This window comes from Bacillus sp. PK6-025 (assembly GCF_056530265.1).
Window position 1 is genome coordinate 909,151 of the sequence record NZ_CP096509.1, and the last position, 25,423, is coordinate 934,573.

A 25,423-nucleotide genomic window follows, 5' to 3' on the forward strand; every position below is an offset into this window, starting at 1 on the left:
AAAGAATGAGAATAAACAGACATTAATAACAAAGATTCAGGGGCGGCAGCTGTGCTAACATGAATTTGAAAAATTGGAAATGAAACAGGGGTGAAGGTTGATGGCAAAAAGCCTGACTGGCAAGGCGAAACATCCGCCTGTCTGGAATCCGAATGTTGACGGCGGGCGGTTTTGCAATCCCGTTCTTTTCATGGACTACTCAGATCCCGATGTCGTTCGGAAAGGCAGCGACTTTTTTATGGCGGCCTCGAGTTTTTCCTGTTTTCCCGGAATTCCCGTTTTGCACTCGACAGATTTGGTGAATTGGTCTTTGATCAGCCATGTGTTTGACGAGCTCCCCTTCGGCGAATACGAGGCCCCTGCTCACGGCAAAGGAGCATGGGCGCCGAGCATTCGGTACCATAACGGGGAATTCCTGGTGTATTTCGCTACGCCTGATGAGGGAATCTTTATGAGCAAAACATCAGATCCGTTTAAAGGATGGGAGCCTCTCATACACGTCAAAAAGACAAAGGGCTGGATTGATCCTTGTCCATTTTGGGATGACGACGGAAATGCCTATTTGATCCACGCCTATGCCAACAGCAGAATCGGAATCAAGAGCAAGCTGAATCTCTGCCGAATGAAAAAAGACGGAACGGCATTGGAAGACGATGGCGAGATCGTCTTTGACGGTACGCTGAACCACCCTACCATTGAAGGGCCGAAACTGTATAAAAAAGACGGCTATTATTATATCTTTGCCCCGGCTGGAGGGGTGAAGACAGGCTGGCAGACGGTTTTGCGGAGCAAGCAGATTTACGGTCCCTATGAAGATAAGGTTGTCCTCCACCAAGGAAATACAGCGATTAACGGTCCGCACCAGGGAGGCTGGATTGAGCTTGATTCCGAAGAATCATGGTTTATCCACTTTCAAGATCGCGGAGCATTCGGCAGAGTAGTGCACCTTCAACCTGTCCGCTGGATCGACGGCTGGCCGTTGATGGGCGAAGACATAGACGGCGACGGGATCGGCGAACCTGTTTTGCAATGGGAAAAGCCGAAGACAAACGCCAAAGAAGTGAAACAGCCCTTTGACCATGCCAATGATGATTTTTCTTCAGATCGCCTTGCGCTTCATTGGCAATGGGAAGCGAATCCGAAGCAAGACTGGTACTCTCTCAGCGCCAGTCCCGGCCGGCTTCGCTTGTACAGCCGCGGCATCCCGGATCCGTTCAAACTGAGCCGTCTGCCGAACCTTCTGATGCAGAAATTTTCGGGTCCAAGCTTTACAGCAACGGTCAAATTGTCGCTAAACGCCTTCTCGGACACTATGCTGGCCGGCTTGGCTGTAATGGGAAGGGAATACGCCTATCTCGGCTTTTCGAAATCGGAAAACGGCTATCGGCTTTCTGTATACAAAGGCCGTATGGAAGGTGAACAGAAAGATGTCAAAACAGAAGAGCACGGTGTACAGGCGGAAACGGTCTATTTGCGCTTGACTGTTGATGAACAGGCGGTGTGCCGTTTCAGCTACAGCATGGATCAGCGTCATTTCACACAGATTGGGGATTCGTTTCAGGCTGTTCCCGGGCGATGGACGGGTGCCAAGGCAGGTGTATATTGCACGGATACCGGAGGAGCAGACGGACAGGACGGCTGGTGCGATATCGATTGGTTCAGGGTCGAACCGGCAGGAGGGGAATGTCATGAATGGTGAACACACATATACGAACCCGGTGTTGACCGGTTTTCACCCAGATCCTTCAATTATAAAAGTCGGGGAAGATTTTTACATGGTGAACTCAACGTTTCAGTATTTCCCGGCAATCGTTATTTCCCACTCTAAAGATTTAGTCCATTGGAAGATCATCGGCCACGGAATTACGGAGAATGACGGATTGGATCTGTCTGATATCAATGATTCACACGGCATTTGGGCGCCCGATATCTCGTATCATGACGGAACCTTCTACATTTTCGCGACACACAGGCTGAACGGACCGACCGTCATCAATGGACGAGAGCTGATCCGCAGGCAGATCATGATCAAGTCCAGCCGTCCTGAAGGCCCTTATTCAAAGCCCGTTTTCATTGATGAAGGAAGCGGCATCGATCCGTCTCACTTTGTTGATGACGACGGGAAACACTATATGCTGCTCAGTCCTGCTTGCACGCTCTTTCCTTTAAATGACGAGTGCACAGAAGTTTCCGGCGAGCCGGTTCAGATTTGGGAAGGGACCGGCAGAAGGGCGCCTGAAGGGCCGCATGTGCTGAAAAAAGACGGGTATTACTATGCGATATTGGCGGAAGGAGGCACCGGATATTCCCACTCGATCACGACAGCCCGCTCGACGCATTTGTACGGTCCTTATGAGCCCTGCCCGTATAACCCGATATTAACGCAGACAGACCCGGATGCTCCGATTCAAAGAGCGGGGCACGGCAAGCTCGTTGAAACCCAGAATGGAGAATGGTGGGGGGTGTATCTATGCGGGCGGCCCAATGAGGGAAACTATACAACGGTTGGGAGAGAGACCGCTTTGGATCCCGTCGAATGGAAGGATGACGGCTGGTTTGTCATCAACGGCTTGAACGGCCCGAGCCTGATCCAGCGCGCTCCCAACCTTCCCCCGGTCAAATGGGATGAAAAGAATTTCGACGATTTTGACGATGATACGCTCGGTCTTGACTGGCAGTTTGTCAGAAACCCCGACCATTCAGGCTGGTCTTTGACCGAAAGACCGGGATATCTCAGGCTATGGACAGGTGATTGGGATTTACACGACATCCGCGCAAAAAATACGATCGTCAGAAGGGAAAAGCACCACCAATACAGCGCCGGCGTGAAACTCGACTTTTCACCTGCGGCGTCCGGCGAGCAAGCGGGGATCGTCTGCTACTACAGCACGCATAATTATTTGAAATGCTGTCTGACCTATGAAGAAGGATTAAAGATCAAGGTCATGGAAAATCGCTCCGGCTTCCAAAAAACGCTTGGGGAAAAACATGCCGAAGCCGGCCCGCTGTATTTAAAAGCCGTCATCAATAAGCAAAAGAGGGATTTTTACTACAGTTATGAAGGGAAGCATTGGCATCACGCAGGCGGTACTTATGATGCCCGTTTCTTAAGCGATGAGGGGTCGCGTGACGCAAAAGGACATACGGGAACGATGGTGGGGGTATTCGCCAATAATGGCGGAAGCGGCAGAAAGGCCGTCGCTGATTTTGACTGGTTCCGTTATACCGCATATTAAATGTCTCTGCTTTTTTTCCTGTATTGAAGCGGCGGGATGCCGACGATTTCTTTAAATACTTTATTAAAGTGGCTGATATGCTTAAAACCGGTATCCGCGGCGATGTCCAATATTTTCTCGTCTGTATCACGAAGCCGTTTTTTCGCTTCGCGGATTCTGATATGCCGGATATACTCCTGAAGATGAAAGCCGGTCACTTTTTTAAACACTCTGCTTAAATATGATGGGCTGATATAAAATTGTCCGGCCAGCCCGTTTAATGTCATCGTTTCTTGAAAGCTGCCATTGATATATGAAGCGATTTCCGAGATTTTTTCATCCATCGGGTGAAGCGGCCGTGTTTGATTGCGTCCGCCACCCGCAAGGTTCCGGTAAATGGTAAAAAGCAGCTGAAACAGCAGCGCCCTCACGACATCTTCGTGTCCTTCTTTCTTCAGCTTGCACTCCTTCTTCATCTCCATCAGCAGGTGTTCGACTGCCGCCTGTTCACGGAGGGAAAATGCGATGAAATTTTGATGTTCCGGAAACGGAAGCAGCCGATAATGGCTGCACTCAAGCAATGGTTCAATGAAATTGTGCGAGAAATTAATCAGGATGCGTTCGAACTCTTGAACTTCCGTGCTTGACGTTCGGTGGAGGTCGTGGGGGTTGATGATGATCATCGAGCCTTTTTCCGCGGTATAGACGCTTTGGTTAATAAAATACGTGCGTTCTCCGCTGAGCAGATAATACAGTTCATAGCCTTCATGAACATGCGGCGCGTTCATCTCGGTAAATCCTTTTCTCTGCATATATTGAATCGAAAAAGAATGCTCGGCTATGAAATATTTAGGATGGAGCATGTCGGGCATTCCTCCTTGAAAACGTTTTCTTATCAAGCGGGAGGGATCATATGAAAAAGTTATGTTGCCTGATCTTGATCTTGGTTTTTTCAGCGGGCTGCACGCAGCAAAAGGCGTCAACAGAAGAGGGCGGGGCGCTTGAAATCGATTGGCTCGTACCGCTCCACACGCCGCAGCCTCCGAAGGAGAAGGCGCTTGATATCATTGAAGACAAAACGAATACAAAGCTGAAGCTCATTTGGGTTCCGGATTCAACAAAAGAAGAGCGGATCAATACAACGCTTGCTGGCGGAAGCATGCCTAAAGTGATGACATTGCCTGATCTTGAAGATTCAGCGGTTGTCAGCGCGCTGCGGTCGGGAATGTTCTGGGAAATCGGTCCGTATTTAAAAGACTATCCGAATTTAAGAACGCTTGATAAAACCATTTTAAAAAATATCTCGGTTGATGGCAAAGTTTACGGGATTTATAGAGAAAGGCCGATGGCCAGACAGGGAGTCGTGATTCGGAAAGATTGGCTCGACAATCTCAGGTTGGAAATGCCGGAAACCGTTGATGACCTTTATAAAATAGCAAAAGCGTTCACAGAACAGGACCCCGATCAAAACGGAAAAGACGATACGATCGGTCTTGCCGACCGCAATGACCTCACCTTCGGAGCGTTTAAAACCTTGGCTTCGTACTTTGGCGCACCGAATGAATGGGGGACCGACAAAGACGAAAATCTGTTTCCTTATTTTAAGCATGAGGCCTATAAAGACACAATGGCATATATGAAAAAGTTTTATGAAGAAGGCCTGATGAACCGGGACTTCGCGGTGACAAGCAAAACGCAGCAGCAGGATTTAGTGATTCAGGGAAAAGCGGGAATCTATATCGGCGCAATGAGCGATGCCATGAACTTGCGTGATCAGGGACTCGCTTTGAATCCCGAATTTCAGCTTGAGATCGCAAACCGGATCAAAGGCCCCGACGGCAAGGAGCGCACATGGGCGCTCGGCGGTCATGGCGGGATGTTCGCCATTTCGAAATCAAGCGTCAAGACTGAAGAAGAGGTCAAAAAAATTCTCGCATTTTTTGACAGAATCGCTGAAGAAGACCTCAACAATTTAATGCTGTATGGAATAGAAGGCGTACACTATGAAAAGAAAGGCGACAGCGGCTATTTTCGAAAACAGGAATACTACCATCTGTGGGAAGCGGAAATTCAGCCGTTAAACCAGCTGATCGGCATCAATAAACAAGCTTTAAAAAGCGCTGAAGATCCACTGCGCGCCAAAAATGAAAAGCTTGAGGAGGACAACCGGGCAATCGCAGTCCAGAATCCGGCCGAACCGCTGTATTCCGCCGCACAGATGGACAGGGGAACAGAATTGAAGAAAATCATCGATGACGCCACATTCAAATTTATTCTCGGGGAAATCAATGAAAAAAGCTTTGACAAGGCAGTCGTAAAATGGGAGAAGCATGGCGGCGGAACGATTATGAAAGAGCTGAATGAAGATCTGAAAAAGGCAAACTAAACAGAAAAACCCTTTCCGTTTTTTCAAAAGGAAAGGGTTTTTCATCATATTTGCTCCAAGTTCATTTTCTTTAAATTCTGCAAAATAAACAATATAATTCCATCAAAGGACGAAAAGGAGGAAGCGATATGCAGACTGCCGTTATATATGCACACCCAAATCCAAACAGTTTCAACGGGGCCATTTTAAATCAAATCATAAAGGCGCTTGAGGACGGTAAGCATTCTTATGATGTCATCGATTTGTACAAAGACCGGTTTGATCCCGTTCTTTTATTTGATGAAAAGAAAAGGCGCTCTGATATGAAGCGCGACCCTGAAACCGCCGAATATCGAAGAATTGTCAAAAACGCCGACCATCTGATTTTCATTTATCCGCTTTGGTGGGGCGGGATGCCGGCGATCATGAAAGGATTTATTGACCGCGTTTTTGCCGCCGGAGAAGCTTATACATATCAAGGGAAGCTGCCAAAAGGCCTGCTGAAGGCGCGTACGGCTTCGGTTTACTACACGGCTGACGCCCCATCATGGTATTTGCGGTTTTGGCGGCGGGATGCCGACTGGGTGACGGTTAAAGATGTGATGTTGAAGTTTTGCGGCGTACGGCGGGTAAGGCGACTGCTGTTTGCCGGTGTGAAAGACAGCTCCGACGGAAAACGAACGCAATGGCTTGACCGTGTCTACCGGTCTATAGCTCCTGCAGATCGGGGGATCAGCGAATGAAAAAGGATCTGAAATGGCTGGATTGGGCAAAGGAAATTCAAGCCATCGCCCAGGCGGGGCTTGCCTATACAAAAGATGACTTTGATCGTGAACGTTTTGAGCGGCTTCGCGAGTTGAGCTGTGAAATTATCGCCGATTATGCGGAAACCGATTTCTCAAAAGTGAAAGAGCTTTTTGCCGGAGAATCAGGCTATCAAACACCTAAAGTCGATGTGAGAGCCGTGATTTTTAAAGATCATAAGCTCCTCCTTGTCCAGGAAAAAGCAGACGGTAAATGGGCGCTGCCAGGCGGATGGGCAGACATCGGCTTTACGCCGAAAGAAATTGCGGTTAAAGAAACGCTTGAAGAGACAGGTTTGAAAGTCAAGGCGCACAAACTTTTGGCTGTCATGGATAAAAAGCGCCACAACCACCCTCCTTCCGCCTTCCACATCTATAAGCTGTTTATTGCCTGTCAAATTGTCGGAGGCAAGGCGGAAGCGGGGATGGAAACGCAAAACCTTGGATTTTTCCCATTGGAGAATCTGCCTGAATTATCGGAAGCAAGGAATACGTATGAACAGATCGAATACCTTTTTGGAAAGCATGATGCAGTGTATTGCGACTAGGGGAGGAACAGACAATGGATCAGTTGAAATATCCGATCGGCACTTTTTCAAAACCGCTTGAAGCGGAAGAAAGGGAACGGAAAAAATGGATCGGGGATCTGAAGCAAGCGCCGCATCTCCTGAGTAGTGCGGTGGCGGGGCTAAATGAAGAACAGCTTGATACGCCATACCGGACCGGAGGCTGGACTGTCCGGCAAGTCGTTCACCATCTTGCCGACAGCCATATGAACGGCTATATTCGAAGCAAATTGGCACTGACTGAGGAGGCGCCTTTGATCCGCACGTTTGACGAACAGAATTGGGCCGGACTTACCGATGCCAGAACGCTCGATCCGGCTTTGTCGCTGGCGCTTTTGAACACGCTGCATCTGCGCTGGACCGCTTTTTTTGAATCTTTAACAGAAGCGGATTTTGAAAAAGCGTACGTTTATCCTGACACAGGAGAGGAAATGAAGCTGTATCAAGCGCTCGCTCTCTATGTGTGGCACTCACACCACCATATTGCCCATATTACAGAGCTTCGAAAAAGAATGGGTTGGAACTGAAAAAACGCGCCGCTGCGCGTTTTTTGTTTACCGTTTGTTTTCAGGAGGGATGGTTAACACTAACATAACAGCAGAATCGTTGGTTTTTGCTTTTTCTAGCCGGTAAATTAAGGTAAGATATATGAGTTATCACTCAAAACGTGATGGATTTATCCTGTGATTAGAGAGAAGTGGTTTTTCATGAAAAAAAATGCGCTGGCGATTTTAAGGATTGTAATTCCGGCGGCTGTTCTTTTGTTTGTCTTTTTTCAAGCGAAAAAAGAACTGGCCGGGCTGTCTTTTAAAGCAACATTTTTGATTATCGATCAAATTAATCGGGTTGACCTGTTTATCCTTGTTTTTCTCGGACTTGCCGCCATTTTGGCGATGACATTATACGATTTTGTTCTGGTTCGCTCACTCGGAATGAAGGTTTCGAAATGGAAGACGATCAAGGTGTCCTGGATCGCCAACTCGCTTAACAATGTTCTCGGGTTCGGCGGATTGTCCGGTGCAGGATTGAGAACGATCCTTTACAAAGAGCATGTTGATGATGTGAAGAAGCTGATCAGGGGGATCGCATGGCTTGCGTCTTCGATTCTTCTCGGGCTGTCTGTCCTCTGCCTTCTCGTCCTTGCCGGGATTCTGCCTGCCGGAGATCTGTTTACAGAAAAAGCGTGGGTGCTGCTGGCTGTTACCGGTACGGCGATAATCGCTCCCGGTACGGCCATCATTTTAATGATCAAAAAGAGGAGAAGCGCAGGAGCCGAAAAAGGCATGCGGCTGTCGGTCTTCTTTTCGTATTTGGGTGCATCTGTGATCGAGTGGTTTGCCGCTGCAGCGGTTATGTATTATTCCCTTGTAACGATGGGGGTCGATTTAGATGCGAAAACCGTTCTCGGCGTTTTTACAATTGCATCTGTAGCCGGAATGATCAGTCTCGTTCCCGGCGGATTCGGTTCGTTCGACCTGCTTTTTTTGGTGGGGATGAGCAAGCTTGGGGTTGATCAGGAAATCACTCTGACGGCGATTGTGCTTTACAGGCTTGCCTATTCGTTTATCCCTTTTGTATTCGGCCTTATTTTTGCAGCAGCCGATTTGACTGGGAATACAATGAAGAAGCTCGAAGAAAAGCCGATTATTGCCCCGGCAATAGAAACGACCAATATTCTGTTGATTTTACACAGAGCGCTGTTATTCAGACTGCTGAACGGTTCGCTTTCAGTCATCGCGTTTTGCAGCGGAGCGATTGTGATCGCATCCGTGGCGCTGCCGATTGACAGGATTACATTGATACCGAATATTCCGAAGTACATGCTGGTGTTTTTTAACGGCTTGTCCCTCAGTTTCGGCTTGATTTTGCTGATCCTGCCGCTGGAGCTTTATCGGAGGACAAAGAGATCTTATTATATGACGCTGACCGCTTTGGTTCTTGCCTTTCTGTTCACGCTTTTTAAAGGTTTTAATATTAGCGCGGTCTTCATGATTCCTGTGGTATTTGTCCTGTTTGTTCTGCTGAGGGGGCAGTTTACAAGGGAGCGGGCTGTCTACACATTCGGGCAAATCGCATGGGGAGCTTTTATCTTTCTCTTTACTTTGCTGAATTACAATATTATTGCTTCAAACATTTGGGAGGCGCTCGGCCATATTCTCGTAAAAGATTATTTCATTCACAGTGAACGTCATGTCGACTTCGCGACGTTTTTTGCATTATTTTTCGTTCCGCTGTATTTCGTTGTTTTCATCTGGACGTTTAACAGGAAAACGAAAGAGGTCGGTGAAGCTCCTGACCCGGAGAAACTGGAGGCATTCTTAAAAGAAAAAGGCGGAAACGCTTTGAGTCATTTGGGTTTTTTAGGTGACAAGCGGTTTTTTTATTCAAGCGACGGGAATGCGCTGATTCAATTCGCCAAAGTCGGTCAGCGTCTCGTTGTGCTCGGCGACCCGTCCGGCCTGGAAGGCTCGTTTCCGCTCGTGATCAAAGAATTTCTTCATACGGCTGACCAAAAAGGGTATCTTGTCATTTTCTATCAGATCGAACGAGAAGACATGGGGCTCTATCATGATTTCGGATACCGTTTTTTCAAGCTTGGAGAAGAGGCGATTGTCGACCTTGACACCTTTACAATCACCGGAAAAAAGCGGGCCGGGTTAAGGGCGATTCACAACCGCTTTGAACGGGAAGGGTATACATTTCATGTCGAACAGCCGCCGTTTTCGGCAGAATTCCTCAACGAGTTGAGGCAGGTATCTGATGAATGGCTCGGCCGAAAAAAAGAAAAAGGCTTTTCGCTCGGGTTTTTTCATGAAGATTATTTGCAGAAAGCGCCGATTGCCGTTTTAAAAAGCGAAGAAGGCGAGATCGTCGCGTTTATGAATATCATGCCGATGTACCGCGAAGGGGAAATATCCATCGATCTGATGCGCTATTCGAAGAAAGCGCCGAAAGGAATCATGGATGCGCTGTTCATCTATTTATTTCAATGGGGAAAAGAACAGGGCTACACGGCCTTCAATATGGGAATGGCCCCTTTATCGAATGTAGGGACATCGTTTCAGTCATTCTGGACGGAGCGATTAGCCGCTGTGATTTTCAACAATGTCAGCTACATGTACAGTTTTAGCGGACTGCGGTCTTTTAAAGAAAAATATAAACCGGTTTGGCGGGGAAAATATTTAGCCTACCGGAAAAACCGATCTCTCCCGGTGACGATGATCCTTGTGACGAGGCTGATCGGAAGGAGAACGAAGTGAGGCCGTTTTTTAAAACGGTCTTTTTTAGATTGCCATTGTAAGAAGCAATGAAAGGCGGTATACTGCAAATGATTGGAAGGAAAGGATCGAACTCGACAAATGGGGGATCAAAATGAAGCAAATTGAAGTATTAAGATATGATGCATTTTCAAAGACGGCGGGTCTGGGAAACCCGGCGGGCATCGTGCTTGAAGCAGACGGATTGACCGATCGTGAAATGCAGAAGATCGCTGAACAGGCAGGCTATAACGAAACGTCTTTCCTGCTGCCGAGCGAGTCGGCCGACATAAGGATCCGCTACTTTACGCCGGGCCATGAAATGAATCTATGCGGACATGCGACTGTTGCTTCACTTTATGCGCTTCTGGAAAAAGGCGCGATCGAAGCCGGGGCGGGGTTGAAGGTCGAAACAAAAGCGGGTGTTCTTTCCGTGTATACCGCTTCTGACGGCAATCAGCGGTTTTTGGTGACGTTGGAGCAGGCGCCACCGAGTTTTCAGTCATTCACAGGAAGCAGAAGCCAACTGGCGGAAACGCTGGGAATCAGCGAAGCGGACTTTCATGAAGCATTGCCCGTTGTTTACGGCAGCACAGGGATATGGACATTGCTTGTGCCGGTGAGAGATTTGGCCGCAATCCGCAGGATGAAGCCCGTTCAAGCTGAATTCCCCAACATTTTAACCGAAATGCCGCGGGCATCAGTCCACCCGTTTTGCCTGGAGACGATTCATCGGGATTGCCAGCTTCACGGCAGGCATTTTTCATCGCCTTATTCCGGAACGAGTGAAGATCCTGTCACAGGAACAGCATCAGGAGTGATGGGCGCTTATATGAAAACGTACGGAAAGGAATTCTGTGAAGAGGGCCGGACTGATTTTCTAATAGAACAGGGCCAGGAAATGGGGAAAGACGGAAAAGTGAAAATCGAAGTTGCGGAACAAAACGGCATCATGAAAGTGCGGATGACAGGAACCGCTGTATTTGCTGAAAAGCAGAGCTTCGAGGTGTAAAACAGATACCGCCTTTTTTTAACGAGTGATGATCATTGCAAACGCCAGCGGTAAACATTATAATCAACAATGATAATCATTTTCATTTGAGGGGGCGGCCACATGAACGACACGCTGGAAATTCAAAGTATTCGCGATTGTGTCAGAAATAGAAGAACGATTCGAAAGTTTAAACAGGATCCGGTGCCGAAAGAAGTGGTGCTGGAACTCTTGGAAGATGCGGTTTATGCGCCGAACCACAAGCTGACAGAACCGTGGCGGTTCATTTATATCGGGACGGAAAGCGGGAAAAAGAAGCATGCCGACAATTTAAAAGCGGCGTTTAAAGAGCTCAAGCCGAATATGCAGGAAGAACAAATCAATAAGTTCAGAGAGCATATTCTCAGCGTTCCGGCTTTTCTCTTCGTTATTATGAAAGAAGACGAAAACGAACGGGTCAGAAGAGATGATTTTGCAGCCGTCAGCTGTTTGATCCAGAATCTTCAGCTTCTCGCTTGGGAAAAAGGCATCGGCATGGTATGGAAGAGCGGGGAAGTTCTTTCTCATGAAACATTGCACAGGTTAATGGGGCTGAAGCGCGATGAGCGGGTAGCAGCTCTCTTGCAGATCGGATATCCTGCGGAAATTCCTGAAGCGAAGCACAGGACCCCGGCAGCACAGCTACTGACCGAATTAACTTAAAGAATGAGGCCCGGGAATCCCGGGCCTCGATTATTATTTTGACTGCCGCTTTTCCGCGCGCTTATCAGCCGCCTGCATGCGGGCTTGTGCTTCGCGGTCATCCTGATCGGCGAGTTCAGCAGAATATTCCTCGTATACTCCGTCAGCTTCTCTCTTATACTGATCAGGAACTTGAGGGAGCTTTTGCTTGTTTTTGTCACGGTTTTTGTGGATTGCATTTCTGCCCATATGATCACTCCTCATCAATAATCGGCCGGTCAAGCTTTATTGTTCGCTGATCAGGCTCCCGCTATGCATTACGATTTTTCCCTTGCGGCGCGCTCAGCCCTTTTAAATTCGCGCGAATATCTGACTTCCTGCGTCTTGTTCAGAGAGGATTTAAAATGCTCTCGTTTTTTCTTGTCAGCCATCTTTTCAAGCCTCCTCAAAACCTCAGTTATTCACAGGCTGTCCGTTTCAACGGCATTTATACAAGTTTTAAGCTTCTTTTAACCGGCGGTTTTCCTCTTCGAATGTTCTCATGCTGTACAGCGTGTACATATCTTTCGGAATTTCATACAGGTGAAATGTATCGCTGCCGGCCCAGTCAAGATCAGTCTTGACGGCATAGGGGAGCTTTTCCGCCGCTTTGAGGGAGCGCATATTTGTTTTTCTGATTTTCATAAAAACGGCTTCGATTTGCTTTTCATAAAAAAGCTCGCAAAAAAACGTGTCTTTCGCCCGTTGATTCAAGCCTTTTCCATGATAAGGTTTGCCGAGCCATGTGCCAAGGAAGCCTTTTTGATCTTCGATTTCATACAAGCTGATGCAGCCGACCGGGTTTTCCCATTCATCAAGTATCGTTCGCGATATCAGCTTTCCCTGTTCTTCTTCTTCGATCATGTTTTTGACATGAAACATATACTCTTCAATCGTCTCCGCTTTATTTCTGACAAAAGGGAAGACATCCGGATGAATCATCAGTTCAAAAAGTGCATAGCAGTCGGTCAGTTCCCGTTTCTTCAGCATGGCAGCCCCTCCTTAGTTTGAGGGCGGCTTTTACAGCAGAACGGGACGCATAAATCCACCCTCGGAATTTTTTAATTTGCGGAAACAGTTGTCCGCGTATCTTGCACATCCATTAAAAAATTCGGGGTGGGAATCGAACCCACTAAAACCAGAGACCTGGTGGCGCACCATTTGCCTTCCCTGTATTGTATGCTGCTAAAAAGATACTTACATTTTACGCAGCTGGGAAAGGAAAAGCTACAAGGCTTTTGTTGGGAAAACAGCTTTTATGTCAAAAGGTGTTGCAGGGCATCTTCCAGTTCGGGATATATGAAATGATAGCCGTTCTGAAGCGCTTTTTTCGGGAGGACGCGCTGCCCTTTCAGCACGAGCATGCTCATTTCTCCGAGGATGCCTTTTATTACAAATTCGGGAACCGGAAGCCAGTGGGGGCGCTTTTCTACTTTCGCGACGGTTTGTCCGAAGGTTTCCATCTGAACGGGATTCGGTGCCGTGACATTGACAGGGCCGGACAGCTGAGGCTGCTCAATCGCTGATAATATCATGCCGACGACGTCTTCGATATGAATCCACGGCACCCATTGCTGCCCTGAGCCGACGCGTCCGCCTGCAAACAATTGATAGGGGAACACCATTTTTGGGAGCGCCCCTCCGTCTTTTCCAAGCACCATGCCAAAACGCATCCAGACGGTGCGGATGCCAAGCGTTTCAATTGGTTCGGCTGCTTTTTCCCACGAAGCTGTCGTTCTGCTTAAAAAATCCTCAGCTGAGACGGGAGATTCCTCTGTGAATGTCTGTTCAAGACTCGTTCCGTAAATGCCGACTGCGCTCGCCTGAATGAAGGTGTTCGGCTTCTTCCGAAGACTTTGTATGATGCGGGCCGACTCCTGCACGGAGCGGAGGCGGCTTGCCGCGATTTCCGCCTTCGTTTTTTCATTCCAACGGCCGAAAAGTGATTTTCCGGCTAAATTGATCCAAACATCGATATCGGTCAGCTCTGTTTCAGGGCGGGTGCCGTTTTTTTTGCCAGAGAACGTGAGAAGTGTTTTTTTGTTCGGTTTCAGCCGGTTTTCTTGTTAAAATATAGACGTGATGTCCCCGGGCGGTTAAGGCGTTTGTCAAATGCCTGCCGATAAAACCCGTCCCGCCGGAAATCGCAATCTTCATCATGATTCCTCCCTTTCATGATCATTAACCTTATTGTAAAAGAAGAAAACAAAAGAAGGGAGTTATTTATGCCATATATTACAAAGATTTCTGCCCAGAAAAACAATGAAGAGCGGGTCAATATTTTTCTGGATGAAAAGTATGCGTTCAGCGTCGACCTGGACGTGCTCGTCAAGTTTGACCTGCGAAAAGGCAAAGAGCTTGATGAGCTTGATATCATTGAGATTCAGTACGGAGACGACGTTAAAAAAGGGTTCAAAAAAGCGCTCGATTATTTGTCATACCGGATGCGCTCGACAAAGGAAGTCAAAGACCATCTCAAGAAAAAAGACGTCGCAGACTCCGCGATCACAGAAATCCTGCATATGCTTAAAGGTTATAAATATTTGGACGACCGCGAATTTGCGGCTGCATATGTCAGCACCCACAGAAAAACGAGCGGCAAAGGCCCCGATGTCCTATTCAGAGAGCTTAAATTGAAAGGGATCGATGATGAACTGATTCAGGAAGCGCTCAGTTCGTTTTCGTTTTCCGATCAGGTCGAGGCCGCGGTCAAGCATGCGGAAAAAGTGCTGAAAAAAGAAAAAAAGCTGTCCTCCAAAGAGACGAAACAGGCCATCGAACAGCACCTTGTCAGAAAGGGGTTCTCCTTCGATGTCATCTCGGCCGCGCTTCAGGAAACGGATTACGAAAACGACGACAGCGCTGAAAGGGAAGCGCTTGAGAAGCAAGGGGAAAAAGCGATGAAGAGGTGCGGTTATGACGGATCATACGAAACGAAAATGAAGGTCAAACAGCATCTGTTCAGAAAAGGCTTTTCAATCGACATGATTGATCAATTTTTAGATGAAAAGGGATGAGAATATGGAGAAAAGATACAGTGAAATGACTGCACACGAACTGCACCAGGAAATCGCGGGTCTGACCGAAAAGGCAAGAAAAGCGGAACAAATGGGGATTGTGAATGAACTGGCCGTCCACGAACGAAAAATCGCGATGGCGAAAGCTTACCTTCTTGATCCGGCCGATTTTAAAGCCGGCAACGTATACGAAATCGAAGATGGGGGCGACGATTTCCATATCCGCTATATAAACGGCGTGTTCGCCTGGGGATACCGTCTTTCGTCACCTGATCATGAAGAGGCTCTGCCGATTTCTTTATTAAAAGAAAAGGGCTAAGCCAAAAGCTTAAACCCTTTTCGCAAATGTTATCTTGTCCGGATGCGCGTGTTGCGCTGGAGAATGATGAGGTCCTGGGTCTGCTGCGTTTCTCCGTTTACCTGCGCGCGCGCATGCTTTGTGTTTGCCCATGGCTGCGGATAGTTTTGCGTTTTCATCTGGTTAAAATCGTTTGTATACGGTTTGCGATTTGCACACAAAAGAAATCACTCCATCCCAGAAAAGTTTAGCGTTTGCCGGAAGCCCTCATTCTTTCTTGCGGATGAGTATTTGTGCTTCCGTCAGGGCGCTTTGAAGCAAAATCATCTTTGGCCCGGGGCTCGCCTTCAAATTTATTGTTGTTCATGTTCGGAAAGCCTCTTGATTTATTTCGCATCTCTTTTAGGCTCCTCCAATCAAGTCCATAATGTTTGCGTCTTCGGTTCGGAAGACGTAAGGTTAGTATATGAAAAGGACGACGTTTTCAAAAAGAAAGTTTTTTCCTTAGGGAAAGGGGGAAAAGCCAAGTGGAAGAGTACTTTGAAAAGCTGACAAATGCGCTTCTTGAAAAAAATCATATGCTGAGTTACGCACAAGCCAGAACATGGGTTGAACTGCTGTGGGGGGATTTCGAGGCGACATTTGCAAAGGCCGGCCACCCGTACAGAGGAAAAGAGCTGACAGAGCGTGTCGTCAAAGAGTGGATTGAGCACTATGGCAGCAAGTTGCATTTATTTCAAAATGATAAGCCTTCTTACAAGGATCTGTTCTCCGGAGGCCGCGGGCTGCTTCATTAAGCATTTCTTTCGAAAAGAATGATTGGCGTGAAAGCGATTGTCATTGGTTCCGGATTGCCGGTGCCAGCGCCGCATATCAAAAGGAGCCCGGATGGCGCATGAAGGGCGTGAAGGCAAGGCGAGGCCGGAGCGGGAGCTGTCTGTCCGTTGAAGCGAAGACTGGTGTAAGCTTGCCTGATCAATGACCATTACATTGTGTCATTCGCCGATTCCCGGGTTGTCGGGAGGAGCCGCAAGAGGAGCGGGGTCACGGTTTCGACTGCAGCATAACGGCGTGAAGTCATGAAAAAAGCTCTGTCTGCAGCGTTCGGTCTTCCATCATGGAACAGTCGGAGAAATCAAATCCGGTTTTCACCCGATGACAAAGGGCATATTAAGGGGAAGGATTTGATTGCGGCGGCGGGCTTTGACCTCCGGTTTGACAAGCGGTCCTTACGAGGTTTTCCCTGCGGCTTCTTTGGCTTTTGGTGAAGAGCAGGGGTTTAATTTGGAAAAATATGATTCAATGCGAAAAATGTCGTAAAATGGGAAAACCATTAGGCTATCGTGTTTGATTCTAAAGCAATATCATTTTTTTACCACTTGTTCATAGATGTCTGATATAATGACAAAATAATCTTGTAGAAAATAGTACAGCGTGCCCACAGTTTTCCTTTTGTTGTGTGGGAAGCGGCTAGATGCAAGTATCCTGCCAAACGGATGCCGGATGCAATTTTATTATGTCCAAAAGAGGTGCCTTTAAGTGAAGAGAGGATTCGTTTCAATCATTATTCCTTCATACAATGAAGCAAGCAATATTAAATTGATTTATGAATCGTTGAGGAACGAATTTCAATCCATTGATTATGATTATGAAATTTATTACATAAATGATGGAAGCACTGATCAAACATTGGAGGAAATTAAAAAGCTAGCCGAAAAAAGCGAGCGTGTGAAATATATTTCGTTTTCACGGAATTTCGGCAAGGAGGCAGCCATCCTTGCCGGTTTTCAGCATGCCCGCGGCGATGCCGTTGTAGTGATGGATGCGGATTTGCAGCACCCGACATACCTCCTGCACGATTTTATTAAAGGGTATGAGGAAGGCTATGATCAAGTGGTCGCCCAGCGCAACAGAAAGGGAGACAACCCTGTGCGCTCCTACTTGTCGTCCCTTTATTACCGCTTTATCAATAATGCCGTGGAAGTCGATTTAAGGGACGGCGTCGGCGATTTTCGTCTTTTAAGCAGAAAAGCCGTCAATGCGATGCTGAAGTTGAGCGAAGGCAACAGGTTCTCAAAAGGGCTGTTTTGCTGGATCGGTTTTGACCAAAAGATTGTTTATTACGAGAACGTCGAAAGGAAAAACGGAAAGTCCAAGTGGTCGTTCCGCCACTTGTTGAACTATGGAATCGACGGGGTTGTGTCGTTCAACAACAGACCGCTGAGAATTTGTTTTTACGCCGGTATTTTTATCCTTTTTCTATCGCTTATTTATATCGCTGCGACATTCATCAGAATCTTAAAATACGGTGTGATCGTTCCCGGCTATTTTACGATTATTTCCGCCGTCCTGTTTCTCGGCGGCATCCAGCTTCTCAGCCTCGGAATCATCGGCGAATACATCGGGCGCATTTATTATGAGACGAAAAAGCGGCCTCATTACTTAATACAGGAGGCAAACATCGCTCATGGAGAAACTCATGAAAATCGTGAATCCTGAATTTATTCGCTTCGCCGTCGTCGGTGCAGTGAATACTTTGAATTACTATGCGGTGTATTTGCTGCTGCATGTTTTGCTTCAGTTGAATTATATGGTTTCTCATATTGCCGCTTTTTTCGTCAGTCTTGTGATTTCTTTTTTCTTGAACTGCTATTTTACATTTAAAATCAAGCCGACGCTGGCAAAGTTTTTGCAATTTCCGCTGACACAGCTGTTTAATTTGACGGTATCTTCTTTGTTCGTCTACACGTTTGTGAATTTTTTCAAGATGAACAGTGAGGCAGCTCCGCTTGCCTCCATGTTTTTAACCGTTCCTCTGACATTTTTAGTGACAGGGAAGATTTTGAAAAAAGACAGGGGAAGAGTATGAAGAAAACAGTTTTTTTATTTGTGATCGCAAGCGTTGCAGTTTCCTTGGCCGCCCATTCCTTTTTTCTGTATGAATGGGCGCATGACCGCTACATGACTGGGAACGGCGACGGACTTGCACAAATGATTATTTTTAAGTCGTTTCTTTTTGAACAATACAAACAAGGGAACTTCTTTTATTCGTATTCTTTCGGTCTCGGAGGCGGGATCTACAGCCAGCTTGGCTATTATTTCACGACGTCTTTTGTCTTCATCGCTTCATCCGCAGCCATTTTTCTGATGCAGCTTTTGCATTTGGCCGGGGATGCGGACCCTTTGTTCTGGGCGCAGGCCTCTGTATTCATCAGTGTCATTAAGCTAAGCCTGATCATTTTAGCGGCAGCGTATGCGTTAAACGGCATGGTGAAAAACAAGCTTGCCGCCTTTACAGGTGCGGTCTTGTACGGTACGTCGGTCATCTATTTCAGGCACACGGTGTTCTGGGAATTTTTCAGTGACGCCATGCTGTGGCTGCCGCTGCTTGTCGCCGGAGCCGAGAAAGTTATCAGGGAAAAGCGGACAGGACTGTTTATTACGGCTTGTTCTTTAACGCTGATCAATAACTTTTATTTTGCCTATATCAACTTGATTTTCATTGCGATCTATATCATCTTCCGCTGGCTGATCCGGCTAGACCCGGAAAAGGAAGCGCCGAGGTGGAAGCAATTCGGGATGTTCGCCGCTTCATGCCTGATTTCTTTCGGAATCAGCGCGGTTTCCTTTGTGCCTGCAGTTTACGGATTTTTAAACAATTTACGGCCGCCGTATGAACAGGCTGTCGCTGTATACGATCTGACGGACAACATTCTGTTTTCCAGCCGCATTGTCTTGCTGCCGGCTGTCTTTATGCTGTTCTTGTTCGCGTTTTCGTTCTATAAAAATAAAACGTTCAGGCTGTTTGCCTCAATCAGTGTGCTGCTTGTGCTTTTGCACTACAGCCCGCTTGCGGCAAGCGCGTTCAACGGCTTCTCCGCTCCGCAGAACCGCTTTGAATACCTGCTCGCTTTTACGATCGGGGGAGCGGCGGCCGCAGGAATGACCGAACTGAAAAACATCAGGCGGAAAGAGATGATATGGTCCATCCTGCTCGCCCTTCTGGTTTATATCGCGGTCATTTGGCGAAAAGACGTGGATTTATCACTGATGCAAAATTGGAGCATGCTTGTGCTTCTGTTCCTGACAATCGCCATCTTTACGGCGGCGGGGTTTCAATATAAGAAATCGCAGCTTTTTTTGCAAGCCTGCATTTTATTATCGTCCGTTCTCGTGGCGAACACGTATCAGAAATATGTTCTGTCTGAGTCAAGCGGCATTAAAGACGTCACAAAAAGCTATTTGACCAGCAATGAGTACAATGGCGAAGAACAGCGCCGCCTCTTAAACAACATTCGAAAAGACGATGACGGTGACCCGTATACAAGAATCGACTGGATGAACGGCGTGCGCAACAATACTCCGCTGATGCAGGATTTTAACGGCTTCAGCGCCTACTCAAGCATTCTCAATCGCGATCTTCTCCTGTTTTATTGGGAAGACCTGCAAATCGATATGGGAAGGGAAAGCGTCAGCCGTTACGCATCGATGGGCGACCGGGCCAACTTGTACAGCTTGCTGTACGGCAAGTATTACATGACGGAAAAAGAGAATGCCGCCAATGTTCCGTACGGGTTTATCAAAACGGATGAATCAGAGCACTACGCGGTCTATAAAAACAAATACACCATGCCGTTTATCCGGACCGCGCGGACAGTATTTACGGAAAAAGATTTAGCGGATGCGCCTGTTTTAGCGCGGGAGCATGCGATGCTTGAAGGAATCGTGCTTGAGAATGGCGATGATGGAAAAGTGCAGCCGCCGGACGTTCCTGATTTGATGAAGCAGACGAAGCTGAAAACCGAAGGGGCGAGCTATCATAACGGCGTCCTCGACGTCACCGCCGAAAATGGCGGCATCGATCTCATTCCCGAAGGCGGGCTCCCGAAAGAAGGCGACTATTATGTCGGATTTTATTTGAAAAGCCTTGCAAAAGACCAATTCTTTAACTTGCGGGTCAATGATTATGTAACATCAAGAAAATCGAACGAGTCGATTTACAAAACAGGTGTTTACGATTTAACGATCAGGGTCCCGAAAACAGATAAAATTTCAATCAGGCTGCCAAAAGGGAAATATCAATTGGACCATTTGAGCCTGCACCAGGAAGACTATCAATTGCTGAAAAAAGCGGCCGCCCAAAAAGCGCCGGCCGCCGACTTGGACTGGCGGAACAATCAAGTGTCCATCAGCTTTGACAATCAAAATGGAGACCGCTACATGGTCCTGCCGGTTCCGTATGAAAAAGGCTGGGAAGTCACTGTAAACGGAAAACCGCAAACCGTCCATAAGGCAAATTACGCGTTTATCGGATTTTCAATAGAAAAAGGGAAAAACGACATCCGGCTCGTTTATTACCCGCCGTACTTCAAAGCTGCCTTGGCCGTGACATTCATCAGCCTCATCATCGGAATCTGGTACGGCAGAAGGAGAAAAAAGCTTGGCTCTTAAACAGAGCCAAGCTTTAATTTTTTCTGAAGTTTTTCCTCGCTGAAAATCCATCCCGTATAGGAGGTGATTAATTCGAGCGTGTCTCTGTCGATGTGCGCGATCGCCACGAAAGGGTAGTGTCCTTTGCTGCGGTATCGCAGGTCGATAAAGCGGACTTCGTAGTGATCTTTATACGTATCGATCTCCCATTTGTAAACCGGTGAGAATGAAAGAAACGCCGAAATGTTCTTATCTTGTTTCGCCGCTTTCATCACGTTCGTATCCGGCACAGGCACCCTGTTGAAGGTGTCGACGATGACGACGTTTCCGTCCATGCTTCGTCCGACGTAAAAAGCCGATTTTGCTTTGACGGCAATTCGCCACTGCCTGAATTTCATCGTAGGCGAAATAATGATTTCTTCAATATCTTCGATTTTTTCACGGAGCTCATGCTTGATGTTCCTCTGCATGAAATACCTCACCAGATAATAACCGGCCAAGACGATGTAAAGAGCCAAAAATGTATAGCCCTGATGAGCGCCTGCCAGCCAAAAGGCGATGGCTATGAGATGGCTGACGAAAATAAACGGATCAAATGTATTAATCAAGCCGAGCGCTACCCATTTCCTTGAAAAAGGTCTGATCGCCTGTGTTCCGTATGCATTAAAAATATCCACGAACACATGAAGCGCGACCGCGGCAAAGGTCCAAAGCCACAGGTGAAGCAGATTGGCTTCGGGATAAAAGAGCATGAGAATGCCCGGAATCATCAGCGACCAGGCGAGAACAGCGGGGATGGAATGGGTGAATCCCCTGTGGTGCCTAATATAAACAGCGTTGTTTTTCAATTTCAAAACGGTATCGATATCCGGAGCCTGAGATCCGGCGATTGTCGCAATCATCACGGCTTGAGCCATTGATGGGTCCATTCCGACAACTGGATCAAGCGTCGCAATGCCTCCGAGTGCAACGCCCATGACAACATGTGTGCCAGTATCCATTGGTGACCTCCCCTAATGGTGCTAGAAAATCATTTTATTTTCCAAAAACAGAACGAACGACGGACCTTGCCTGAAATATTTAACGCTTTTGCTTTCTTCACTTTTAATGTAACATGTTATCGTATATGCATATAGTTTACAACAAAAAGCCGAAGTAACAAAAGATCGGTATGCAAATGTGACGTGCACAGGCAAGGAGAAGTTTCATGATGGATCTGCAAAAGAAATTAGAGCAAAAAAACATCAAACAATTTCAAGAAGATTTAATTTCTTGGTATGAGCAAGAAAAACGGGATCTGCCATGGCGCTCAGACAGCGACCCTTATAAGGTATGGGTGTCAGAAGTGATGCTTCAGCAGACGAGAGTGGACACGGTGATTCCTTACTTCAACAACTTTATCGAAAAATTCCCGACCGTTGAAGCGCTCGCTGAAGCCGACGAAGAAAAAGTGCTTAAAGCCTGGGAAGGACTGGGATACTATTCAAGAGTTCGGAACTTGCAGAGCGCTGTCAGGGAAGTCCACGAACGATACGGAGGAGTGGTTCCTCCTTCAAAAGAGGAATTCGGCAGCTTAAAAGGTGTCGGCCCTTATACAAGAGGCGCGGTGCTAAGCATCGCCTACAATCAGCCGGTACCCGCGGTGGACGGAAATGTCATGCGGGTCATGTCACGGATTCTTTCCGTATGGGATGATATCGCAAAGCCTAAAACCAAAACCCTGTTTGAAAAAATTGTCGAAGCGTTTATTTCTGAAGAAAAACCGTCCGAATTTAACCAGGGGCTGATGGAGCTTGGCGCTGTCATCTGTACGCCGAAATCGCCATCCTGCCTTCTCTGTCCCGTCCGAGAACACTGTTCCGCTTTTGCAGAAGGCTGTGAAAAAGAGCTTCCGGTTAAAAGCAAAAAGAAAAAACCCTCGGTAAAAACTCTTGCAGCCGTTGTCCTGACTGATGAAGAAGGATACATTTATATCCATAAAAGACCGGCATCAGGCCTTTTGGCAAACCTTTGGGAATTCCCGAACACAGAAACGCAGAAAGGGCTGAAGCACGAGCGCGAGCAGCTTGCTGCTTTTTTGAAAGAAGCAGCCGGAATAGAGGCCGAAATCGGTCCGCTTGAAGGAATCGTAGAACACGTGTTTACACACCTTGTCTGGAACATTTCTGTCTTTTTCGGGAAAACGCTCGATCAACCGGATGATTCATACTTTAAAAAGGTCACGAAAGAAGAGCTCGCTGAATATGCCTTCCCGGTTTCGCATCAGAAAATATGGAATATGTATATGAAATAGGCAGCTTGACTGTGCATGCTGCCCGTTAGTCGTACTGGATGGTGGTGCCGTGCGTATAATCGGCTTCCTGGCGGCGCAGTCCGCCTCTTGCTTGAATTTCTTTCACAACCTCCAGGTATTCGGCATGCCCTTCTTCATTAAGGAATGGCATGATTTGCTGGAAGGCGCGGTGAAAATAGAGAAGCTCCGCATCTTTCCACTCGTTTTTCGGCGTGTGGTCGAGCTCGCTCATATCGCGTCCTACGTACATAAGGCGAATGCCTCCTTTTTGATCGTGTTATGAGCTATTTTTTATCAGATTTTTAATCACTATACTAGGAGATGAATGACAAATGGAACAAAGAAAATGTGCCCTTATTACAGGAAGCAGCCGCGGCGTCGGCAAAGCAGCCGCCCTGAGGCTTGCCGAAAACGGCTACAATATCGTCATCAACTATGCAAGAAGCAAAAAAGCGGCCCTTGAGACGGCTGAAGAAATCGAAAAGCTCGGTGTCAAAGCATTGGTCGTCAAGGCGAATGTCGGGCAGCCGGCGAAAATAAAAGATATGTTTCAGCAAATCGAGGAAACCTTCGGCAGACTGGACGTGTTCGTCAACAATGCTGCATCCGGCGTATTACGCCCCGTCATGGAGCTTGAGGAAAGCCATTGGGACTGGACGATGAACATCAATGCGAAAGCTCTGCTATTCTGCGCGCAGGAAGCGGCAAAGCTGATGGAGAAAACGGGAGGCGGCCACATTGTGAGCATCAGTTCGCTCGGTTCGATCCGTTATTTGGAAAACTATACGACAGTCGGCGTTTCAAAAGCTGCGCTTGAATCATTGACAAGATATCTCGCTGTTGAGCTTGCGGCGAAAAACATCATCGTCAATGCGGTTTCCGGAGGCGCGATCGATACAGACGCCCTGAAGCACTTCCCGAACCGCGAAGAACTTTTGGAAGATGCCCGGCAAAATACGCCTGCCGGCCGCATGGTTGAGATTAGCGACATGGTCGATGCGGTGGAATTTTTAACGTCAGGGAAAGCGGATATGATCCGCGGACAGACGATCATTATTGACGGCGGCCGTTCACTGCTCGTGTAAATTTTTCGCGTTCAATGAATAGGATATCATCCTCCTGCACAATCTAATGGTCGTGGAGGTGATATACAATGGCTAACCAACAATCCAAAACAAACGCACAAAAAGTAAGACAACAAAACCAAGCTTCTGCACAAGGTGGTCAGTTCGGCACTGAATTTGCCAGCGAAACTGACGCGCAGCAAGTAAGACAAAATAACCAACAAGCTGAGCAAAAAAAACAGCAAAACAGCTAATCACTGAAACAGGAAAAAGCACTTCACCATCGGATGAGGTGCTTTTTTCTTTTCGTTTTTTGATCCGACAAAACATCCGAATCTTAGCCACAATCAGTCAAAGGACATCCGGCATGTATAGAGAAATGTTAGTTAGGCAATAAATGGAGTAGAGCATAGAATGGAGGATCCCGAATGCCGGAATTTGAAAACTTGGTTCAGGGGCAGATGGAGATTATGGATAAGCTGCTGTATCTGCAAGCGGAGATTGAAAGATGCCAGAAAATTGAAAAAGAATTGGCTGCCCTTGAAAAGAAAGCCCAGCTTTTATCGATCCGGGAAGATATATCCCAGAAGCGGAAAGATCTTGCTCAAATTCAGGATTTATTCCAAAAGCAGACGGAGCAGGTGATTCAGGCTTATCAAAGAATCGAAGCATGAGCCTCTCTTTATCGTTTTTAGAAAAGAGCCATTCCTGTTCGGGAGTGGCTGTTTTATTTTCATTTTTTATTTTCAAACGTTATAATAAATAAAAGAACTGTCGGACAGGCGATGTGACACACTGACTTGTAAGGCTTTTGCAAAGAAAGTAGGGGAGAAAAACATGGGCTTTCCCAAGGAAGGAGAAACCATTCAAATTCATAGCTATAAGCACAATGGACAGATTCATCGGATTTGGAATGAAACAACGATTTTAAAAGCAACGGAATTGTGCATCATCGGCGCCAATGACCGGACAATGGTCACAGAATCTGACGGCCGGACATGGGTGACGCGAGAGCCCGCAATTTGTTATTTCCATGCAAAGCAGTGGTTTAACGTCATCGGCATGCTTCGCGAAGACGGGATTTATTACTATTGCAACATCAGCTCGCCGTTTGCTTTGGACGATGAAGCCATCAAATACATCGACTATGATTTAGACGTGAAAGTCTTTCCGGATATGACGTATCATATTCTTGATGAAGATGAGTACGCGGATCATAAAAAGGCGATGAATTATCCGAAGGAAATCGACGGCATTTTAAGGTACCACTTAAATACGTTGCTGCATTGGATACACCAAAGAAAAGGCCCGTTTGCATCTGAATTTATTGATATTTGGTATGAACGGTATTTGCATTATACAAAATAAACCTGAAAAACCTGTTGAGACCAACAGGTTTTTTGC

General features: G+C 47.0%; 27 protein-coding genes and 2 pseudogenes. 20 read left to right on the top strand and 9 right to left on the bottom strand.

All coding sequences use genetic code 11. The features are described from left to right. Positions 1-100 precede the first annotated feature (100 nt). On the top strand, positions 101-1,699 hold the full coding sequence (locus M1D67_RS04535) for a glycoside hydrolase family 43 protein (RefSeq protein ID WP_479831629.1): 1,599 nt from the start codon (positions 101-103) through the stop codon (positions 1,697-1,699). Next, on the top strand, positions 1,689-3,236 hold the full coding sequence (locus M1D67_RS04540) for a glycoside hydrolase family 43 protein (protein ID WP_479831630.1): 1,548 nt from the start codon (positions 1,689-1,691) through the stop codon (positions 3,234-3,236). The genes M1D67_RS04535 and M1D67_RS04540 overlap by 11 nt, the downstream gene beginning before the upstream one ends. Here the strand turns inward: M1D67_RS04540 and M1D67_RS04545 are convergent. Beyond that, positions 3,233-4,078 carry a helix-turn-helix transcriptional regulator gene (locus tag M1D67_RS04545; protein WP_479831631.1) on the bottom strand — a complete coding sequence of 282 codons (846 nt, stop codon included), beginning with the start codon at positions 4,076-4,078 and terminating at the stop codon, positions 3,233-3,235. The genes M1D67_RS04540 and M1D67_RS04545 overlap by 4 nt on opposite strands. A gap of 50 nt (positions 4,079-4,128) precedes the next feature. On the opposite strand from M1D67_RS04545, the gene M1D67_RS04550 reads away from it, so the two are divergent. The 7 genes from M1D67_RS04550 (at position 4,129) to M1D67_RS04580 (ending at position 11,899) form a co-directional block, all read left to right on the top strand. Then, on the top strand, positions 4,129-5,601 hold the full coding sequence (locus tag M1D67_RS04550) for an extracellular solute-binding protein (protein ID WP_479831632.1): 1,473 nt from the start codon (positions 4,129-4,131) through the stop codon (positions 5,599-5,601). A 128-nt stretch (positions 5,602-5,729) separates the two neighbouring features. Then, entirely contained in the window at positions 5,730-6,323 is a 594-nt protein-coding gene (locus M1D67_RS04555) for an NAD(P)H-dependent oxidoreductase (protein ID WP_479831633.1), read from the top strand. Then, on the top strand, positions 6,320-6,931 hold the full coding sequence (locus M1D67_RS04560; RefSeq protein WP_048350617.1) for an NUDIX hydrolase: 612 nt from the start codon (positions 6,320-6,322) through the stop codon (positions 6,929-6,931). Before M1D67_RS04555 ends, M1D67_RS04560 begins: the two co-directional genes overlap by 4 nt. Before the next feature lie 14 nt (positions 6,932-6,945). After that, a complete protein-coding gene (locus tag M1D67_RS04565) occupies positions 6,946-7,476 on the top strand; it encodes a YfiT family bacillithiol transferase (protein ID WP_458117835.1) in 531 nt (176 codons plus the stop codon). A 180-nt stretch (positions 7,477-7,656) separates the two neighbouring features. Continuing rightward, complete coding sequence (gene mprF, locus M1D67_RS04570; protein ID WP_023856445.1) at positions 7,657-10,209, top strand: bifunctional lysylphosphatidylglycerol flippase/synthetase MprF; 2,553 nt, start codon at positions 7,657-7,659, stop codon at positions 10,207-10,209. 112 nt (positions 10,210-10,321) lie between these two features. After that, on the top strand, positions 10,322-11,218 hold the full coding sequence (locus tag M1D67_RS04575; RefSeq protein WP_106071182.1) for a PhzF family phenazine biosynthesis isomerase: 897 nt from the start codon (positions 10,322-10,324) through the stop codon (positions 11,216-11,218). 102 nt (positions 11,219-11,320) lie between these two features. After that, positions 11,321-11,899 (top strand): nitroreductase family protein, encoded by a 579-nt coding sequence (locus tag M1D67_RS04580; RefSeq protein ID WP_020450617.1) that lies wholly within the window; start codon positions 11,321-11,323, stop codon positions 11,897-11,899. Positions 11,900-11,932: 33 nt separating this feature from the next. On the opposite strand, the gene M1D67_RS04585 is transcribed toward M1D67_RS04580, so the two are convergent. From M1D67_RS04585 to M1D67_RS04600, 4 genes and pseudogenes are all read right to left on the bottom strand, one after another. Beyond that, the gene (locus tag M1D67_RS04585; protein WP_020450618.1) at positions 11,933-12,127 is read right to left on the bottom strand and encodes a YfhD family protein; all 195 of its coding nucleotides are present in this window, start codon (positions 12,125-12,127) and stop codon (positions 11,933-11,935) included. Between the two features lie 68 nt (positions 12,128-12,195). Further along, positions 12,196-12,309, bottom strand: a complete 114-nt coding sequence (locus tag M1D67_RS04590; RefSeq protein WP_023856002.1) for a YfhE family protein — start codon at positions 12,307-12,309, stop codon at positions 12,196-12,198. A 67-nt stretch (positions 12,310-12,376) separates the two neighbouring features. Then, positions 12,377-12,907 (bottom strand): GNAT family N-acetyltransferase, encoded by a 531-nt coding sequence (locus M1D67_RS04595; RefSeq protein ID WP_043054191.1) that lies wholly within the window; start codon positions 12,905-12,907, stop codon positions 12,377-12,379. A gap of 266 nt (positions 12,908-13,173) precedes the next feature. Further along, positions 13,174-14,074: pseudogene (locus M1D67_RS04600) on the bottom strand (TIGR01777 family oxidoreductase). 68 nt (positions 14,075-14,142) lie between these two features. Here M1D67_RS04600 and recX point away from each other — a divergent pair. Together recX and M1D67_RS04610 are read left to right on the top strand one after the other, a co-directional pair. Further along, the gene (gene recX / locus M1D67_RS04605; RefSeq protein ID WP_020450621.1) at positions 14,143-14,934 is read left to right on the top strand and encodes a recombination regulator RecX; all 792 of its coding nucleotides are present in this window, start codon (positions 14,143-14,145) and stop codon (positions 14,932-14,934) included. A gap of 4 nt (positions 14,935-14,938) precedes the next feature. Then, positions 14,939-15,253 (top strand): YfhH family protein, encoded by a 315-nt coding sequence (locus tag M1D67_RS04610; RefSeq protein ID WP_025810180.1) that lies wholly within the window; start codon positions 14,939-14,941, stop codon positions 15,251-15,253. Between the two features lie 29 nt (positions 15,254-15,282). Here the strand turns inward: M1D67_RS04610 and M1D67_RS04615 are convergent, their stop codons facing one another. Further along, positions 15,283-15,411 carry a YpzG family protein gene (locus tag M1D67_RS04615; protein WP_369878957.1) on the bottom strand — a complete coding sequence of 43 codons (129 nt, stop codon included), beginning with the start codon at positions 15,409-15,411 and terminating at the stop codon, positions 15,283-15,285. A gap of 68 nt (positions 15,412-15,479) precedes the next feature. Further along, the gene (locus M1D67_RS04620) at positions 15,480-15,629 is read right to left on the bottom strand and encodes a small, acid-soluble spore protein K (RefSeq protein WP_003179924.1); all 150 of its coding nucleotides are present in this window, start codon (positions 15,627-15,629) and stop codon (positions 15,480-15,482) included. Between the two features lie 130 nt (positions 15,630-15,759). On the opposite strand from M1D67_RS04620, the gene M1D67_RS04625 reads away from it, so the two are divergent. The 4 genes from M1D67_RS04625 (at position 15,760) to M1D67_RS04640 (ending at position 20,683) form a co-directional block, all read left to right on the top strand. Beyond that, on the top strand, positions 15,760-16,029 hold the full coding sequence (locus M1D67_RS04625; protein ID WP_020450622.1) for a YfhJ family protein: 270 nt from the start codon (positions 15,760-15,762) through the stop codon (positions 16,027-16,029). A 742-nt stretch (positions 16,030-16,771) separates the two neighbouring features. Beyond that, positions 16,772-17,731, top strand: a complete 960-nt coding sequence (locus tag M1D67_RS04630) for a glycosyltransferase family 2 protein (protein WP_020450623.1) — start codon at positions 16,772-16,774, stop codon at positions 17,729-17,731. Further along, positions 17,700-18,101, top strand: coding sequence for a GtrA family protein (locus M1D67_RS04635; protein ID WP_020450624.1), 402 nt, complete (start codon positions 17,700-17,702; stop codon positions 18,099-18,101). The genes M1D67_RS04630 and M1D67_RS04635 overlap by 32 nt, the downstream gene beginning before the upstream one ends. Further along, the gene (locus M1D67_RS04640; RefSeq protein WP_479831634.1) at positions 18,098-20,683 is read left to right on the top strand and encodes a YfhO family protein; all 2,586 of its coding nucleotides are present in this window, start codon (positions 18,098-18,100) and stop codon (positions 20,681-20,683) included. The genes M1D67_RS04635 and M1D67_RS04640 overlap by 4 nt, the downstream gene beginning before the upstream one ends. Here M1D67_RS04640 and M1D67_RS04645 read toward each other — a convergent pair. After that, positions 20,680-21,663, bottom strand: coding sequence for a metal-dependent hydrolase (locus M1D67_RS04645; protein ID WP_023855996.1), 984 nt, complete (start codon positions 21,661-21,663; stop codon positions 20,680-20,682). The genes M1D67_RS04640 and M1D67_RS04645 overlap by 4 nt on opposite strands. A gap of 206 nt (positions 21,664-21,869) precedes the next feature. Here M1D67_RS04645 and mutY point away from each other — a divergent pair, with 206 nt between their 5' ends. Beyond that, positions 21,870-22,955, top strand: coding sequence for an A/G-specific adenine glycosylase (gene mutY / locus M1D67_RS04650; RefSeq protein WP_020450627.1), 1,086 nt, complete (start codon positions 21,870-21,872; stop codon positions 22,953-22,955). A 25-nt stretch (positions 22,956-22,980) separates the two neighbouring features. Here mutY and M1D67_RS04655 read toward each other — a convergent pair whose 3' ends face one another. Next, positions 22,981-23,205, bottom strand: coding sequence for a hypothetical protein (locus M1D67_RS04655; protein WP_020450628.1), 225 nt, complete (start codon positions 23,203-23,205; stop codon positions 22,981-22,983). An 82-nt stretch (positions 23,206-23,287) separates the two neighbouring features. Between M1D67_RS04655 and fabL the strand changes: the two genes are divergently transcribed. From fabL to ntdP, 4 genes and pseudogenes are all read left to right on the top strand, one after another. Then, positions 23,288-24,040 (top strand): enoyl-[acyl-carrier-protein] reductase FabL, encoded by a 753-nt coding sequence (gene fabL, locus M1D67_RS04660; RefSeq protein WP_023855994.1) that lies wholly within the window; start codon positions 23,288-23,290, stop codon positions 24,038-24,040. Positions 24,041-24,123: 83 nt separating this feature from the next. Further along, positions 24,124-24,273 (top strand): annotated as a pseudogene (locus tag M1D67_RS04665) (gamma-type small acid-soluble spore protein); the annotation flags it as partial. A gap of 174 nt (positions 24,274-24,447) precedes the next feature. Then, on the top strand, positions 24,448-24,693 hold the full coding sequence (locus M1D67_RS04670) for a YgaB family protein (protein WP_003179940.1): 246 nt from the start codon (positions 24,448-24,450) through the stop codon (positions 24,691-24,693). A gap of 163 nt (positions 24,694-24,856) precedes the next feature. Further along, positions 24,857-25,387, top strand: coding sequence for a nucleoside tri-diphosphate phosphatase (gene ntdP, locus M1D67_RS04675; RefSeq protein WP_003179942.1), 531 nt, complete (start codon positions 24,857-24,859; stop codon positions 25,385-25,387). The last annotated feature ends 36 nt before the right edge of the window (positions 25,388-25,423 follow it).

Excerpts from the sequence above, each read along its gene's own strand:
- M1D67_RS04535 (WP_479831629.1), top strand. The coding sequence starts at position 101 with ATGGCAAAAAGCCTGACTGGCAAGGCGAAACATCCGCCTGTCTGGAAT.
- M1D67_RS04540 (WP_479831630.1), top strand. The coding sequence starts at position 1,689 with ATGAATGGTGAACACACATATACGAACCCGGTGTTGACCGGTTTTCAC.
- M1D67_RS04545 (WP_479831631.1), bottom strand. The coding sequence starts at position 4,078 with ATGCTCCATCCTAAATATTTCATAGCCGAGCATTCTTTTTCGATTCAA.
- M1D67_RS04550 (WP_479831632.1), top strand. The coding sequence starts at position 4,129 with ATGAAAAAGTTATGTTGCCTGATCTTGATCTTGGTTTTTTCAGCGGGC.
- M1D67_RS04555 (WP_479831633.1), top strand. The coding sequence starts at position 5,730 with ATGCAGACTGCCGTTATATATGCACACCCAAATCCAAACAGTTTCAAC.
- M1D67_RS04560 (WP_048350617.1), top strand. The coding sequence starts at position 6,320 with ATGAAAAAGGATCTGAAATGGCTGGATTGGGCAAAGGAAATTCAAGCC.
- M1D67_RS04565 (WP_458117835.1), top strand. The coding sequence starts at position 6,946 with ATGGATCAGTTGAAATATCCGATCGGCACTTTTTCAAAACCGCTTGAA.
- mprF (WP_023856445.1), top strand. The coding sequence starts at position 7,657 with ATGAAAAAAAATGCGCTGGCGATTTTAAGGATTGTAATTCCGGCGGCT.
- M1D67_RS04575 (WP_106071182.1), top strand. The coding sequence starts at position 10,322 with ATGAAGCAAATTGAAGTATTAAGATATGATGCATTTTCAAAGACGGCG.
- M1D67_RS04580 (WP_020450617.1), top strand. The coding sequence starts at position 11,321 with ATGAACGACACGCTGGAAATTCAAAGTATTCGCGATTGTGTCAGAAAT.
- M1D67_RS04585 (WP_020450618.1), bottom strand. The coding sequence starts at position 12,127 with ATGGGCAGAAATGCAATCCACAAAAACCGTGACAAAAACAAGCAAAAG.
- M1D67_RS04590 (WP_023856002.1), bottom strand. The coding sequence starts at position 12,309 with ATGGCTGACAAGAAAAAACGAGAGCATTTTAAATCCTCTCTGAACAAG.
- M1D67_RS04595 (WP_043054191.1), bottom strand. The coding sequence starts at position 12,907 with ATGCTGAAGAAACGGGAACTGACCGACTGCTATGCACTTTTTGAACTG.
- recX (WP_020450621.1), top strand. The coding sequence starts at position 14,143 with ATGCCATATATTACAAAGATTTCTGCCCAGAAAAACAATGAAGAGCGG.
- M1D67_RS04610 (WP_025810180.1), top strand. The coding sequence starts at position 14,939 with ATGGAGAAAAGATACAGTGAAATGACTGCACACGAACTGCACCAGGAA.
- M1D67_RS04615 (WP_369878957.1), bottom strand. The coding sequence starts at position 15,411 with ATGAAAACGCAAAACTATCCGCAGCCATGGGCAAACACAAAGCATGCG.
- M1D67_RS04620 (WP_003179924.1), bottom strand. The coding sequence starts at position 15,629 with ATGCGAAATAAATCAAGAGGCTTTCCGAACATGAACAACAATAAATTT.
- M1D67_RS04635 (WP_020450624.1), top strand. The coding sequence starts at position 17,700 with ATGGAGAAACTCATGAAAATCGTGAATCCTGAATTTATTCGCTTCGCC.
- M1D67_RS04640 (WP_479831634.1), top strand. The coding sequence starts at position 18,098 with ATGAAGAAAACAGTTTTTTTATTTGTGATCGCAAGCGTTGCAGTTTCC.
- M1D67_RS04645 (WP_023855996.1), bottom strand. The coding sequence starts at position 21,663 with ATGGATACTGGCACACATGTTGTCATGGGCGTTGCACTCGGAGGCATT.
- mutY (WP_020450627.1), top strand. The coding sequence starts at position 21,870 with ATGATGGATCTGCAAAAGAAATTAGAGCAAAAAAACATCAAACAATTT.
- M1D67_RS04655 (WP_020450628.1), bottom strand. The coding sequence starts at position 23,205 with ATGTACGTAGGACGCGATATGAGCGAGCTCGACCACACGCCGAAAAAC.
- fabL (WP_023855994.1), top strand. The coding sequence starts at position 23,288 with ATGGAACAAAGAAAATGTGCCCTTATTACAGGAAGCAGCCGCGGCGTC.
- M1D67_RS04670 (WP_003179940.1), top strand. The coding sequence starts at position 24,448 with ATGCCGGAATTTGAAAACTTGGTTCAGGGGCAGATGGAGATTATGGAT.
- ntdP (WP_003179942.1), top strand. The coding sequence starts at position 24,857 with ATGGGCTTTCCCAAGGAAGGAGAAACCATTCAAATTCATAGCTATAAG.